At 41.6% G+C, this 15,081-nt stretch carries 10 protein-coding genes; 4 read left to right on the forward strand and 6 right to left on the reverse strand.

Translation table 11 applies throughout. The features are described from left to right. The first annotated feature begins 131 nt into the window (after positions 1-131). The gene (asnB, locus tag J3455_RS12005; RefSeq protein WP_167657617.1) at positions 132-1,799 is read left to right on the forward strand and encodes an asparagine synthase B; all 1,668 of its coding nucleotides are present in this window, start codon (positions 132-134) and stop codon (positions 1,797-1,799) included. 332 nt (positions 1,800-2,131) lie between these two features. After that, entirely contained in the window at positions 2,132-3,706 is a 1,575-nt protein-coding gene (locus J3455_RS12010) for a BCCT family transporter (RefSeq protein ID WP_167657616.1), read from the forward strand. Positions 3,707-3,811: 105 nt separating this feature from the next. On the opposite strand, the gene J3455_RS12015 is transcribed toward J3455_RS12010, so the two are convergent. The 6 genes from J3455_RS12015 to trhO all read right to left on the reverse strand — a co-directional run bounded on the left by J3455_RS12015 (position 3,812) and on the right by trhO (position 12,323). Continuing rightward, positions 3,812-4,519: a 3'-5' exonuclease gene (locus tag J3455_RS12015; protein ID WP_178927006.1), complete on the reverse strand. Its 708-nt coding sequence runs from the start codon at positions 4,517-4,519 to the stop codon at positions 3,812-3,814. Next, a complete protein-coding gene (locus J3455_RS12020; RefSeq protein ID WP_349561820.1) occupies positions 4,519-6,417 on the reverse strand; it encodes a DUF294 nucleotidyltransferase-like domain-containing protein in 1,899 nt (632 codons plus the stop codon). Before J3455_RS12020 ends, J3455_RS12015 begins: the two co-directional genes overlap by 1 nt. An 83-nt stretch (positions 6,418-6,500) precedes the next feature. After that, the gene (locus tag J3455_RS12025; RefSeq protein WP_349561821.1) at positions 6,501-9,578 is read right to left on the reverse strand and encodes an efflux RND transporter permease subunit; all 3,078 of its coding nucleotides are present in this window, start codon (positions 9,576-9,578) and stop codon (positions 6,501-6,503) included. A 2-nt stretch (positions 9,579-9,580) separates the two neighbouring features. Beyond that, positions 9,581-10,597 (reverse strand): efflux RND transporter periplasmic adaptor subunit, encoded by a 1,017-nt coding sequence (locus tag J3455_RS12030; RefSeq protein ID WP_502935099.1) that lies wholly within the window; start codon positions 10,595-10,597, stop codon positions 9,581-9,583. 131 nt (positions 10,598-10,728) lie between these two features. Next, on the reverse strand, positions 10,729-11,157 hold the full coding sequence (locus J3455_RS12035) for a hypothetical protein (RefSeq protein WP_286258485.1): 429 nt from the start codon (positions 11,155-11,157) through the stop codon (positions 10,729-10,731). A gap of 158 nt (positions 11,158-11,315) precedes the next feature. Beyond that, complete coding sequence (gene trhO / locus J3455_RS12040; protein WP_055197229.1) at positions 11,316-12,323, reverse strand: oxygen-dependent tRNA uridine(34) hydroxylase TrhO; 1,008 nt, start codon at positions 12,321-12,323, stop codon at positions 11,316-11,318. Between the two features lie 199 nt (positions 12,324-12,522). Between trhO and J3455_RS12045 the strand changes: the two genes are divergently transcribed. Together J3455_RS12045 and J3455_RS12050 are read left to right on the forward strand one after the other, a co-directional pair. After that, complete coding sequence (locus J3455_RS12045; protein WP_130052288.1) at positions 12,523-13,848, forward strand: DEAD/DEAH box helicase; 1,326 nt, start codon at positions 12,523-12,525, stop codon at positions 13,846-13,848. 2 nt (positions 13,849-13,850) lie between these two features. Continuing rightward, positions 13,851-14,681 carry a CvfB family protein gene (locus tag J3455_RS12050; RefSeq protein WP_130051436.1) on the forward strand — a complete coding sequence of 277 codons (831 nt, stop codon included), beginning with the start codon at positions 13,851-13,853 and terminating at the stop codon, positions 14,679-14,681. Positions 14,682-15,081 lie beyond the last annotated feature (400 nt).

Below are 15,081 nucleotides of genomic sequence, written 5' to 3' on the forward strand. Positions count from 1 at the left end.
TCCTAGGTGCATATTTTATTCTCAATTAATTAAAAAACCTGTGTGACTTAGGTAATTATTTCTGTTAAAACAAACATTCGCAGTTATATAAATTCTGTTAACTGCGCACATAATTGGAATGAGGAGTCACTATGTGTTCAATATTTGGGGTATTAGATATTAAATCTGATCCCACTCAATTGCGAAGCCAAGCAATTGAGATGTCAAAACTATTAAGGCACCGCGGACCTGATTGGTCTGGCGTATATTCATCTGATAAAGCTATTTTAGTGCATGAACGTCTTGCTATTGTTGGCGTTTCGAGTGGTGCACAACCATTGTACAACCCAGAGCGTACAAATATTCTTGCTGTTAATGGTGAAATTTATAACCACAAAGAATTAGCCGCAAGCTTAGAAACTGATTTTACTTTTCAAACTCAGTCAGACTGTGAAGTTATTTTGGCTTTATATAAGCAAAAAGGCCCTGAGTTTTTAGACGATTTAAATGGTATTTTTGCCTTTTGCTTATACGATGAAGAGCAAGATGCCTACTTAATTGGTCGTGACCATATCGGTATTATTCCACTTTATACAGGTCATGATGAACATGGTAACTTTTATGTTGCTTCAGAACTGAAAGCACTTTCGCCAATTTGTAAACATATTGAAGAATTCCCTCCGGGTCATTTCTTATGGAGCAAAGATGGGCAACTTCGTAAATACTACAGTCGTGATTGGCAAAGCTATGATGCTGTAAAAGACAACGAAGCAAAAACAAGCGATGTAAAAGAAGGTTTAGAGGCTGCTGTTAAACGTCAATTAATGTGTGACGTGCCATATGGCGTTCTATTATCAGGTGGTTTAGATTCATCTGTTATCTCGGCTATTACGCAACGTTTTGCTGCAAAACGTATCGAAGACAATGACGAGTCTGATGCTTGGTGGCCAAAACTACATTCATTCTCTGTGGGTCTTGAAGGTTCGCCTGATTTAGCAGCTGCACAAAAAGTAGCTGATATGATTGGTACGATTCACCACCCTATTCACTTTACAATTCAAGAAGGTATTGATGCACTACGTGAAGTGATTTATCACATCGAAACGTATGATGTAACAACCATTCGTGCCTCAACACCAATGTATTTAATGGCGCGCCAAATTAAAGCTATGGGTATTAAAATGGTGTTGTCTGGTGAAGGTGCCGATGAGCTTTTTGGGGGTTACCTTTACTTCCACAAAGCACCAAACGCGCAAGAGTTCCATGAAGAGCTTAATCGTAAGGTATCAAAACTAAACATGTTTGATTGTTTACGTGCTAATAAATCGATGGCAGCATGGGGCGTTGAAGCGCGTGTTCCATTCTTAGATAAAGAGTTTGTTGATGTAGCAATGCGCATCAACCCAGAAGCGAAAATGTGTAAAGACGGTAAAATTGAAAAACACATCATTCGTGAAGCGTTTGACGGCTATTTACCAGACGAAGTGCTTTGGCGCCAAAAAGAACAATTCTCTGATGGTGTTGGTTATAACTGGATTGATACTTTAAAAGAGTATGTAAACGATCAAGTTAGTGATCAAGACCTAGCTAATGCAAAATACAAATACCCGATTAATACCCCAGATTCTAAAGAGGCGTATTTCTATCGTAGTATTTTTGAAGAGCACTTCCCAGGTGATGCAGCTGCGAAATGTGTTCCGCATGGCAAATCAGTTGCTTGTTCAACTCCTGAAGCGCTTGCATGGGATGCATCATTCCAAAATAATGCTGATCCTTCGGGTCGAGCTGCGGGTGTTCATAACGACGCGTACAAGAAGTAGTAAATTTGTGCTGCAAACACTATGTTTGCAGCACTTTCATCTCAACTAAAATAATTTGCTTTGAAATAATACTGTCATCAAATTATTCCTCACCTGCAGCAATTTGTTCACAATTCCAACAAAAAAAGAAAAAAACTGCATTTATTCGGCTGTTTAGGGACAAAACCATTTACATTTTTTTTCGAGCTCCTACACTAAAGATTAGACTTTGGTACAAATTTAGTTCGTCTACAAACTATTTTTTAATTTCCTACGTAAAAAGAGGATTAGTTGAACTTGTGCCATCCGGCCGTTTAGCTTTCTGCTAGATATAACTACAACAAGAGGTATTCATGAGCGAACATCATGATAAGTACAGTATCGACAATACCGACTATACCGTCGGTCAGGACAATGTACAAAAATGGGGTTTTGATGTGCATAACCCTGTATTTGGCATCAGCGCTGGTTTAATTGCCCTATTCTTAGTGGCAACATTAGTTTCAGATGCTGAAACAGCAAAAACTACCCTGAATGGTATTAAAAACGACATTATTAATAATTTTGATGGCTTTTTTATGTGGTCAGCAAACTTATTCGTATTGTTTTGCTTAGCATTAATTGTTTCACCATACGGTAATATCCGCCTTGGTGGTAAAGAAGCACGCCCAACTCACTCTCGTATTTCTTGGTTAGCAATGCTATTTGCTGCAGGTATGGGTATTGGATTAATGTTTTGGGGCGTGGCAGAACCAGTCGCGTACTTTACAGGCTGGTACGAAACACCACTAGGCGTTGAAGCAAACACACCAGAAGCCGCTAAATTGGCAATGGGCGCAACTATGTTCCATTGGGGTCTGCATCCTTGGGCAATTTACGCTGTTGTTTCTCTTTCGTTGGCATTCTTTTGCTACAACAAAGGGCTACCTTTATCTATTCGCTCTATTTTTTACCCTATTTTAGGCGACAAAGCATGGGGCTGGCCTGGGCATTTAATCGATATTCTAGCAGTGCTTGCTACCCTGTTTGGCCTTGCTACCTCACTTGGATTAGGCGCACAACAAGCGGCCGCAGGTATTAACCATGTATTTGGCACTGATAGCGGAATTGGTTTACAAATTGGCGTTATTGTTGGTGTAACTCTACTGGCTGTGATCTCTGTTGTTCGTGGTATTGATGGTGGTGTAAAACTGCTTAGCAACGTAAACATGCTTATCGCTCTAGTGTTACTAGTATTTGTTGCAATCGTTGGCTTTGCCGCAGCTTTTGGCAACCTTCCTAACACAGTAATGGGTTATGTTGAAAATATCATTCCACTTAGTAATCCACATGGTCGTGAAGATGAGACATGGATGCACGGCTGGACAGTATTCTATTGGGCTTGGTGGATTTCATGGTCACCGTTTGTAGGTATGTTCATTGCGCGCGTATCTGAAGGCCGTACAATTCGTGAGTTCTTAATTGCTGTACTACTAGTCCCAACTATTGTCACCATCTTCTGGATGTCAATTTATGGTGGTATTGCTATTGAACAAGTGGTTGATAAAGTAGGTGTGCTAGGTGAAAAAGGTTTAACTGATGTACCACTGGCTATGTTCCAAATGTTTGAAGCTCTGCCAATGTCGCAAGTGCTTTCGTTCATTGCTATTGTGCTGGTACTTGTGTTCTTTATCACTTCATCAGACTCAGGTTCATTAGTAATCGACTCAATCACTGCAGGTGGTAAAGTTGATGCCCCTGTACCACAGCGTATTTTCTGGGCATCAATTGAGGGTGCTATTGCAGCGGCACTTGTTTGGATTGGTGGTACACAAGCTATCGAAGCATTACAAGCTGGAGCCGTATCAACTGGCTTACCTTTCACATTTGTATTGCTACTTATGTGTGTGAGTTTAATCCTTGGTTTAAGAACAGAACCGAGAAACTAACCACTCAGCTCTAAATAATAAAAACGCCGCATTTGCGGCGTTTTTTATTTATAAGCTTTGGTCAATTAATTTAAATTACCCGATATATAGTCGGTGCAACGGTTGTTATATAAGAAATTCGCTTAGCGGCGTATCTTGGCGGTAATGATATGCGATTTGCGCTTGTAATAGCTCTGCGGTAGCAGTGGCATCATTCAGCGCATTGTGGTTTTGATACGCGGGCAGCGAATAACGAATACGAGAATCAGCTAATCGCACAGAATCAAGCTTAGAGTTGAATAATCGACCTAGTAACCCCTGCTTTGCTCGCAGAGCACGAGTTTCCAGATCTAGCGTGTCTATAACGGCAAACTCAAGGCCTTCACCTAATCGAGCTTGCAACGCTTGATATAAAAAATGCCTTTCAATGGGTGCAAAATGCACCACAATCACTTTGCCCTTCAATGCTGTTAGCAATGGTTCCATAATTGTTGAGAAATCTGGCGCATCGCTTACTTCTGAATGGGTTATGCCATGAATAACAATCGACTCTTCAGCAAGCTTACGCCTTGGCTGAACAATCCAATGCTGGCTATCTTTACAAAAGATACGCTTAGTATTAAATGGGATTAAGCCGACACTGACTATATCGTCATTTTGAAAATTTAGACCTGTTGTCTCAAAATCAAGCGCCACTAAGGGAACGTCACAGATTGGTATCTTTAGGTCACAAATGGCAGATTCATAAAACTCTTGAATTAACGGCTGTTTACTAGCAGCTAATAACTGCTGATACCGAGTCGGCCAATCAAGTTTTGCCCCTTGTTTTGCCATTACTTAATCCCTGAGTTAGCAGAGTATCTGAATTTAAGGAAACTCTGCGCTTTATCTAGAATCGCAAATGCCTCTTTTAGATTTCGTTGCTCAAAAGGAGAAAGCAAATGAGGCTCAAGATCGTTATCAGGTTCTTCATCAAGCTTTTCAATTTGCCATGCTTGGTGCCTAATTCTGATCATGGCAATATATTCAAGGGCATCACGTAGATCCTGTGCCTTGCCCTCGGGCAGTAATTTAGCTTCGATAATATCTTCCAAACGCTCGAATGAATTTTGTTTGCGGCTACCTACTGCCAGAGCATGTACACGAATAACATCTGATAAAGGCGCAGTTCCGCGGCGTTTTAAATTCATTGACCGCTTATGCTGACCATTGTGCTCTAACACAAAGTCTTTAAAGAAACCTAAAGGCGGTGTTCTGTTACGTGCATTGGCAGCAAGATTAGCCAAGAAACGTTTATTCTTGCGCCCTTCTGTTGCAATGAATCGCTTAAGCTCATCAGCCCACTTGTTTTTACCGTAAACGCCATCTAAATCAAAAAAGATGGAACTATGTAATAATGCCTGTGGTTTTGGTTCTGCCATCCAACCGGCAAATTGTTCTTTCCACTGCTCCCGCGTTAAACGCCACTTTTTAAAAGACGCCATAATTTCACCTTCACAGTATTTATAACCACACTCGGCTAAACCATCACAGACAAAATCAGCTAACTTTTGAAAATAATCGTCGTGTAATTCTTCATTAAAACTATTATCAAGGATAATGGCATTATCTTGGTCGGTGACAATTAATTGTTCATCACGAGCCATTGAGCCTAAAGCGATAAAACAATAAGGAACTGGTGGCGGGCCAAATTTTTCTTCGGCTAAATCAAGCAAACGCTGTTTAAATGTGCGTCCTATCACAGCCATAGCTGTGCCTATCATATGTGAGTTAGCATCTTCATTTACCATGCGCACAAACACATTAGGTAGTTGTCTTGCATAGTAAGCTAAATCTTCAATCGATTGCTGAGCTAATATACCTCGCACCAACAATAAGCTACTTTGCGATTCGTAACGTAAAATATCCGATAACGAAATAACACCAATGGGTTTTTTCTTCACAACGACTGGCAGGTGGTGAATGTTATCTCTGAGCATAGCAAGCACGGCTTCAAACACGTACGCATTACTATCAAGCAGAACTAAGTCTGTTTGCATAATTTGCTCTGCTGGCGCCTCGTAACTCAAACCTTCAGCAATCACACTGGTACGTAAGTCTCGGTCAGTAATGATTCCTACCACCTGACCGTCATCATCATCGGGATCATCACTAATTGGTTTATCCGCATCAGTCACTAAAACTGAAGATACCGACTCTTGTGTCATCAATTGTGCAACCAATTGCACAGAGGCACTTTTTGCGACAGTCACTGCATCACGGTGCAGTAGTGACTTCACTTTTGCTGTTGTTAAGTCGTTGCTATCCGCTTGTTCAACAATTGCCTGATGAAGGCGCACATTACCATCGGCTTCAAAAAAGTCGGCAAATACTTCGTATTCATCACAGTATTGGTTAAACAACTTCACATTGATGCAATAAACTAAGGTATCTTCAAGTGCCTTTGCCGGAAAACGCACTTTACGGTTCATAAGAAGACCCATTGAACCAAAAATTCCACCGATAGTTAAACGGTTATATAAATCACCATCACGCCGATACATTTCAACGGCACCAGTGCGTATAACAAATAAGTCTGCAATATCATCACCATAATTTAATATTTCTGTGCCGGCCCGAAAATAGGCTATTTCGACTTGTGATGCGAGTTTATTTACAGCCTCATCAGGTAGATCATCAAAAGGAGCATGATCGGAGAGAAATTGGGCAATATCAACGTGTTCGGCTTGCATACGCGTACCTAGTTTTAAACATTTGATTTAATTGTGAGGGTAATTGGCTATTTTTTCAAAGAAAAATAGCCAATTTGTTAGGATTAAGCCTTTTCTAACTCTTCAGCAAGAAGTTTCGACTCATCACCTCTTGGTTTTGTGAAGCGCGCTAGACCAAGATAAATAACCGGTGTTAAATAAAGGGTAAATAACACCGCAAGTGCTAAACCGCCAAACACCACCCATCCAATCGCGTTACGAGCCTCTGCTCCAGCGCCAGTAGATAGAATCAGTGGTAATGCACCCAGTAAGGTTGAAACCAGTGTCATTGCAATTGGGCGAAGGCGAACTAATGCGGCCTCTTCAACAGCGACTCTTACCGTTCGGCCTTGGTCACGTAACTGATCAGCAAACTCCACCAGCAATATTGCATTTTTGGCAATCAAGCCAATCAACATCACTAATCCTATTTGCGAGTATATATTTAGTGAGGTACCTGTTAGATACAAGGCTAAAATGGCTGACGTAATACCAAATGGCACTGTAATCATCACCACTATTGCACTATTAATACTTTCAAACTGCGCCGCAAGTACCAACAGTACAATTAAAAACGCCAATACATAGGTCATCAGTACTTCATTGGCAGTTTCTTCGAAGGTTAATGCTTCACCTTTAAACGCCAAACTAATACCAGCAGGTAGAGATTGCTCTGAAATATCACGGATTTTTGTTACCAGCTCAGCAATTGTAACACCCTCTGGCATTTCCATACTTAGCTCAATAGCACGACGCTGTGCATGGCGCTCTAGCTCTGCAGCCACACCTTCTTCTGTGATAGTCGCAACGCTACTAAGTGGCACTAACTGACCATTACGGCCGCCAACATACAAATTAGCTAAATCGCTTGGATTAGTGATAGTTTGGTTTTGAGCTTGCAACATGATTGGGATTGATTGATCACCAATGTTTAAATCAGCAATATCATCACCATTAATTGCAGCTCGTAGCGTTACTGATATATCACTAAGCGATACGCCAAGCTCTTCGGCACGACGTCTATCAATATTGACCCGTAATTGTGGTTGTGACGGCTGATATGAAATACGCACAGGCGCCACTTCTGGCACTGCCTTTTCAATCTCAGCAGAAAAGTCTTGTGCTGCTTTAAATATCTCAAGATAGTCTTGCCCTAATAACGCAAGCTCAATACCACCACCTTGACCGCGTAAATTCAAACTATTTGAACCACCTGGGTAACCAGCCGCACCTGGAATATTTCCTAAAGGACCACGAATCTTATTGATGATTTCTTGCTGGCTAAAGTGACGTTCGTCCCAATGTTTTAATGGCACAGTGATAAATACAATATTTGGATCCCATTGCCCAACCACAGTATAAATAGACTCAATATCACCACTTTCTACATACGGCAGTAAGATATCTTCCATTTGCACGGCTTGCCTGTCCATAAAGTTCAAGCCAACGCCATCAGGACCTCGTGCAAAAATACGAATTTTGCCGCGATCTTCTGTTGGTAATAGTTCGTTATCTAAATTGAAATACAGTGCCCCAGAGCCTGCTGCAACCAACAAACACGCAAAAAAGGTTAGCCATGCATGTTGAAGAACTCCGTGTATTGTGCGCTTATATACGGCGGCTAAAACATGGCCAATTTTAGCAAAAGGATGAAAACCGCCCTGCTTTAATTTCAGTTTTGAAGTTAGTGCAGGTACCAAGGATAAAGCAACAAAACTTGAGATGATCACCGCGCCAGCTAGCACACCACCAAACTCTCTAAATAACCGCCCTGCTGTTGAAGGTAAAAAGGCAATAGGCACAAACACCGCAGCTAATACAGCGGTTGTCGCCACAACAGCAAAGAACACCTCGCGAGTACCAACCACGGCAGCAGCACGTCGACCTAGACCTAAACCACGTTGACGCTGTATGTTTTCACTGACCACAATTGCATCATCAACAATTAGGCCTGTTGCTAATACTAATGCAAGTAAGGTAAGTATATTAATTGAGAAACCAAGGGCCCAAATCAGTGCTAAAGAGCCAATTAACGCAACAGGTATCGCAAATGCAGGAACAAGTGTTGCCCGCCAAGAGCCAATAAACACCCAAAGTGTTATCACTACTAATAGTACTGTCAGTAATAGTGAGTTAATTACCTCATCAACTGAGCTTCTAATAAACTGCGCATCGTCAGAGGTTAAAGTAAACTCCATTTCAGGAAAACGTTCACGCATACGCTCAATTAAAGTGAGCACTTCATCAGAAATTTCAATGGTATTAGATTGCGCCTGACGAATAATTTCCATGCCAATAACAGGTGTGCCATTGAGCCTAACAAATGAGCGCGGATCTGCAGGACCAAAGTAAACAGCAGCGACATCACCAATACGAGTATCATCACGGACAATGATGTCTGCCACTTGCTCTGCAGACACTGACGTTGCATCAGCACGAACAATGACTTGTTGATCGCTTGATTTTAAACTACCCGCAGGCACATCAAAGGGAGCTTGACGAAGTACATTAGCAATATCTGGCACCGTAAGGTTAAAGCTGCTCAGCTTAAGCGGGTCTATGCGCACTCGAAGTACCCGTTCACGGTCACCATTTAAGCGAACATCGGCAACCCCAGGAATGGTTAAAAACTGCGGAGCTAAATCAACATCAACGCGCTCAGTCAACGCCTCAAGGGACAAACTATCGCTTGATACTGTTAAAGAGACAACCGCTTCTGCATCATTATCGGCTTTAATAATTGATACCCGTTCAACTTCTTCGGGTAACTCTCGCTGCACACGGGCTACCGATTCGCGTGTTTCGTTTGCAGCATCATCTAGATTAACACCGGGGCGAAACTCAACCACAATACGGGCATTGTTTTCTTCACTTTGCGCACGAATTGACTTAACACCACTGACCCTAGCAACCGCCCCTTCGAGCTTACTGGTTACTTCGGTATCTACAGTTTCTGGTGAGCCCCCAGGAAAAGAAGCTGATACAGTAATACGAGGTCTATCAACATCAGGAAGCTCTCGTACTTCAACTCCCGCTATTGCAGCAATACCAGCGATAATAATGAGTAAGTTAAGTACCACAATTAAAACAGGGCGACGTATCGCCATTGATGGTAAGTCTTCCATCATAGGTTGCTGTTTCATCATTACTCCTTGGCTAGCTGCACTTCATTAATGAAATTAAGCTCTTGATTAGGTCTAAGGCGTTGAACCCCTTCAGTTACCAGTAAGTCGCCTTCTTTTAAGCCTCCGGAGACTAATAAACGCCCAGCTAAACGCTGCTCAATTTTTACATCAACGCGGGTTGCTTTATTATCAACACTCTTCCAAACATAAGGGCCTGCAGCTCCCCACATCATCGCTGCTTCTGGTACTACGGCAAGCTCTTCACCTAGAATATTTATATGTACACGGAAGCTCATACCCGGCATAAAATGTTGATCATTATTATCAAGCTTAGCTTTTGTTCTGAGTGTGCGGGTTTGTGCATTGATACGTGAATCAAGCTCTGCCACTTTAGCCGTGTAAGTTTCATCGCCTAACCAAGGCACCACTTCGACTGCTGATTTTTGTTTAAGCACAGACACAGCTGCCTCTGGGGCATTAAAATTAATATAAAGCGCTGAAATATCATCGATGGTAGCGATGGCTGTTTGGGTTGTGATCCTGTCGCCCACTTCAACGTCAGTTAAGCCCATAACACCGCTAAATGGAGCGCGAACTTCACGGTCTTCACGCTCTGTTTTTGCTTGCATTAACTTCACTTTAGCTAGTTCGTAAAGTGTTTTGGCATCATCTAAATCACTTTGCGGTACCGCACCACGGGAATGGCTTTCCTCAAGCCTTTTCATGGTGCGCTCAGCATCTTTTAAAGTAATTTCAGCTTCCATCAGCGCAGCTTTTTGTCTGCGCGAATCAAGCTCTAATAGTAAGTCACCTTTGGCAACCTTATCGCCGGGCTTGAAGTAAACAGCAGTAACTCTATCCCCAACAGCTGGGTAAAGTGTTACAGAATGAATAGCTTCAGCATTACCCACGGCTTTTATCTGTTGTTTAGACTTTTCAACAGACACTGATTCTACAACTACATTAGCCGCCTCAGCGACAGAAACACAACTAATACAGGCAATTAAAGTCCATGTATGTAATTTGCCAATTGTCAAAATTTCACCTAAATAAGAATCGTTTTAATTGTTACGAAGTGTAACAGCTTTGTGATCAATAAAAAGCTGACTTCGTTTAATAAACAATTAGCCAAGGTGAAATAGACGACGCGCTCTCGCGTGTTTATTAATTAGAAATGGCAATGTAATGAATCTGTTTCTTTTACATGTGCTTCACTGGCAATGGTTACCTCAACACATCCAGATGCACTATTTACTTGTTCCTTTTGAATAAGCGTAAAATTCCCTTCTTGCTCTGATCTTAAAGAATATTCAAAGGCATCATTACTACCTTCTGATATCGCAGTCACTATGCCGCCAACAAGCGCCCCAGCAATAGCGCCTGCAATCATATCTTCGTGGTTACCATCTAACTGATCAACAATGCCTATAGTAGAACCTGCGGCAATCCCTGTTTTAACGTTGGATGACAATTTAACAGGTTGCACTGACATGACTTTTGCGTAAAAGCGTTTGATCATTACATTTTGGTCTGCTCTATCAACACCTTGCGAGGCACAACCTCCTAAAAATAGTAAACCTAATAGTAATTTCTTCATTGTTTTCTCATCCCATCAGTTTAAAGCTTAAGTAAGATTCTATTCCTGATATAAGTTAGAGACTGTTTAAGATGTGTAAGAAACTGTATGTGGCTAATATACGGGCATAAAAAAACCCCAGACAATGCTGAGGTTTTATAAATTCAAAAAGCTAACAATTACTGTTGGCGCTGTGCTTCTTTTTGCGCTTTTTTAGCTTCTTTCCGCTTACGAAGAACTTCTTGTGCTTCGTTACCGATATGGCCTTCACCGCGAGCTTGTGCTAATTCGATTTGCTTTTGACGCTCAGCAAAACGTGCACGTTGCTCTTCTGTAAGGCTGTCGTGACAGTGATGACACGAAACACCTTCCATGTATTCAGGCTTTTGCTTTTCTTCTTCAGTGATAGGCATACGACACGCATGACATTGGTCGTAAGAACCTTTTTGTAAATCGTGATTTACCGCAACACGGTTATCAAATACAAAACACTCACCTTCCCACATAGTTTCTTCTTTTGGTACTTCTTCTAAGTACTTAAGAATACCGCCCTCCAGGTGGAATACTTCGTCAAAGCCTTGCTCTTTCATGTATGCAGTTGATTTTTCGCAGCGAATACCACCGGTACAGAACATCGCCACTTTCTTGTGCTTTTCTGGGTCTAGGTTTTCTTTCGCCCAAGCTGGGAATTCGCGGAACGTTTTGGTGTTTGGATCAACCGCATTTTGGAAAGTACCGATCTCGATTTCGTAATCGTTACGCGTATCGATAAGAATCACTTCAGGGTCTGAAATTAACGCATTCCAGTCTGCTGGTTTTACGTATGTACCCACTACTTCACGTGGGTCGATACCTTCTACACCCATAGTTACGATTTCTTTTTTCAGTTTTACCTTAGTACGGTAGAACGGGCATTCGTCATCGTATGACTCTTTTGTCACAATGTTATCTAGGTTTGGTTGTGAATCTAACCATGCAAGTAGGTTATCGATACCTTCACGCTTAGCAGAAACAGTACCGTTGATACCTTCAGCCGCAAGTAACAAAGTACCGCGTACTTCATTGTCTTCCATCACTTTAAGTAATGGTTGGCGAATCGCTTCAAAATCAGGAAGGGCTACAAATTTGTATAGTGCGCAAACAACAAAGTGCTCGCTAGTTACATTGTCTTTATGAACAGCAGTCATGGTTTTACCTTTTGCTTTAAATGCCCATGTGGGGCGTTAACCGAATCGCAAATCCGGCGCATTGAGGGCGCGTATTTTACGCGAATTAGCGATAATTGCAAAAACTGATGCGAAATAGCTGTGTTTTTACTGTCTCCTAGTAAGGCAAGTGCGTTATAATGAACAGGATTTACAAATTTTGCTCATCGGAGATTACGCATTGCACTTTACTGAACTTGGGATTGATACACGCCTCGAAAAACAACTTGCGCATCAAGGCATCACCCAGCCCACCGACATTCAAGCTCACGCGGTACCTACAGCTATCGCAGGCCATGATATTTTTGCACAGTCAAAAACAGGATCGGGCAAAACGCTGGCGTTTTTATTACCTGCTGTACAGCGCGTAATGAAGCAAAAAGCTCTCAGTAAACGCGACCCTCGCGTTTTAATCGTTGCGCCTACCCGCGAATTAGCAACCCAAGTATACAGCCAATTAAGATTATTAATTGCTGGCACAAATATTAGTGCTGTAAAAGTACTCGGTGGTGAAAACTTTAATGACCAAATTAAAGCACTTCGTAAAGACCCTCATTTTGTAGTGGCAACTCCGGGGCGTTTAGCTGACCATTTAAGTCAACGCTCATTACAGCTTTCAGGCTTAGAGCTTTTAATTTTTGATGAAGCCGACCGTATTTTAGATTTAGGCTTTACCGAGCAAGTTAAAATGATCAACGACCTTGCTGATCACCGCTTGCGCCAAACGTTATTGTTCTCAGCAACCCTTGACCATGCACAAGTTGATGCCCTGTCACGTAACTTATTACGTTCACCAAAACAAATTCTGTTAAGTGCCTCAAATGAGCAACATAGTGATATTACTCAGCAACTTTATTTAGCTGATCACTTAGATCACAAAGAAGCTCTACTTGAGCACTTTGTAAAACAAGACAATGTTGGTCAGTGTATTATTTTCACCGCAACACGAGCTGACACACAACGCTTAAGTCAGTTGTTGAACGATAAAGGCTTTAAAGCACAAGCACTCGCAGGTGACTTAACTCAGGCTAAACGCCTTGAAATCATGGATGCCTTTAGCCGTGAAAACTTCAAAATATTGATCACTACCGATGTTGCATCACGTGGTCTTGATTTATTAAGCGTGACCCACGTTATTAACTTTGACCTACCAAAACATGCTGAAGAATATGTGCACCGCATTGGTCGTACAGGTCGCGCAGGCTTTAAAGGTACAGCTATTTCGTTAGTGGGCCCGAAAGATTGGCCAAGCTACAAAGCAATTAAAGCATTTTTAAATGATGAATTAAGCTTTTTCACCGTTGACGGCCTTGTTGGTAAATTTAAAGGTCTGCGTGAGAAAAAACCAAACACAGTTTGGAAAAAAGCAGAGAAAAAAGTGGCTGCTAAACCTGCTAAACCAAAACGCAAAGCAGCCCCTAAGAAGCCAAAAGCCCCTATTCAAGCACCAATTGATGTAGATGGTTTTGCTCCAATGCGCCGTAAGAAAAAGCCAGAACAGGAATAACAATGAGTATTTTAGGAACCACACAAACCCTTTTCGTTAACGAAATATCTAACGAAGGTGCTTATTTAGATGGCCGTGATTTAGGCGAAGTATTCTTACCAAGCAAAGAAATTGACTACGAACTAGAAGCTGGCGACAGCGTGCAAGTATTCATTTACTTAGATCACGCAGGTCACCCAACAGGCACCACAAAAAAACCATTGGCTGAGGTAGGCGAATTTGCCCTACTACGTGTTAAAGCGATTAATAGCACCGGTGCGTTTATGGATTGGGGCCTCGAAAAAGACGTACTAGCACCATACAACGAACAAAAGCCAAAAATGAAAGACGGCTTTTCGTATCTTGTTCGTTTATACCTAGATAACGCCAGCCAACGTATTTGTGCATCGAGCAACTTTAATAAGTTTTTATCAAAAGATGAACCAACTTACTCTGTAATGGAAGAAGTTGACTTAATCGTTGCCGGTAAAACAGACCTAGGCTACAAAGTACTCGTAAACGAAGCCCACATTGGTGTGGTTTACTACAACACGGTATTTAAAAAGCTATTTGTAGGCCAGCGCTTAAAAGGCTTCATTCAGAAAGTACGTGAAGACGGCAAAATCGACGTACTACTTGAAAAACCAGGTATGGGTAAAGTAAACGACTTAGGCGAAAAAATCTTAGATAAATTAAAAGCCGAAGGCGGCGTACTTCACCTAGGTGATAAGTCAGACCCTGAAGCAATTAAAAAGACGTTTTCGACCAGTAAAGCAAACTACAAAAAAGCCATAGGCGGTTTGTTTAAGCAAGGTTTGATTGATATTGAAGCAACATCGATTAGGTTGAAGTAAGTTACGAGCTACGAGCTACGAGCTACGAGCTACGAGCTACGAGCTACGAGCTACGAGCTACGAGCTACGAGCTACGAGCTACGAGCTACGAGCTAACAAGATTATTGATATATATGAAAAAGAGTAAAGTGAAAGCTTTACTCTTTTTTATTGGTTTTGTTAGCTGTAACAAATAGGCGCGGTAAATTTTCTAACACTATTTTGAGTATTTTTCATTTAAAAGTGAGAGTTGGCATTGTGCCATGAACTGCCTTTCCGGTTTGGTTTAACTCATTAATTAGATGGTACGCCCCACCCATTAGCTAAACTAACAGAGTTGGCTATTATTGGAGGAAACCATTATGTCAGTTGTTAAAGTTATAGGTATTGATTTAGGTAAATCAACTTTTCATTTAAGTGG

Source organism: Pseudoalteromonas sp. NFXS39 (assembly GCF_040148775.1).
In the GTDB taxonomy this organism is placed as follows: domain Bacteria; phylum Pseudomonadota; class Gammaproteobacteria; order Enterobacterales; family Alteromonadaceae; genus Pseudoalteromonas; species Pseudoalteromonas apostichopi.

Bases quoted from the DNA above. Each gene is read 5' to 3' on its own strand.
- J3455_RS12050 (WP_130051436.1), top strand. From the start codon at position 13,851: ATGAGTATTTTAGGAACCACACAAACCCTTTTCGTTAACGAAATATCT.
- J3455_RS12035 (WP_286258485.1), bottom strand. From the start codon at position 11,157: ATGAAGAAATTACTATTAGGTTTACTATTTTTAGGAGGTTGTGCCTCG.
- J3455_RS12010 (WP_167657616.1), top strand. From the start codon at position 2,132: ATGAGCGAACATCATGATAAGTACAGTATCGACAATACCGACTATACC.
- trhO (WP_055197229.1), bottom strand. From the start codon at position 12,323: ATGACTGCTGTTCATAAAGACAATGTAACTAGCGAGCACTTTGTTGTT.
- J3455_RS12025 (WP_349561821.1), bottom strand. From the start codon at position 9,578: ATGAAACAGCAACCTATGATGGAAGACTTACCATCAATGGCGATACGT.
- asnB (WP_167657617.1), top strand. From the start codon at position 132: ATGTGTTCAATATTTGGGGTATTAGATATTAAATCTGATCCCACTCAA.
- J3455_RS12020 (WP_349561820.1), bottom strand. From the start codon at position 6,417: ATGCAAGCCGAACACGTTGATATTGCCCAATTTCTCTCCGATCATGCT.
- J3455_RS12015 (WP_178927006.1), bottom strand. From the start codon at position 4,519: ATGGCAAAACAAGGGGCAAAACTTGATTGGCCGACTCGGTATCAGCAG.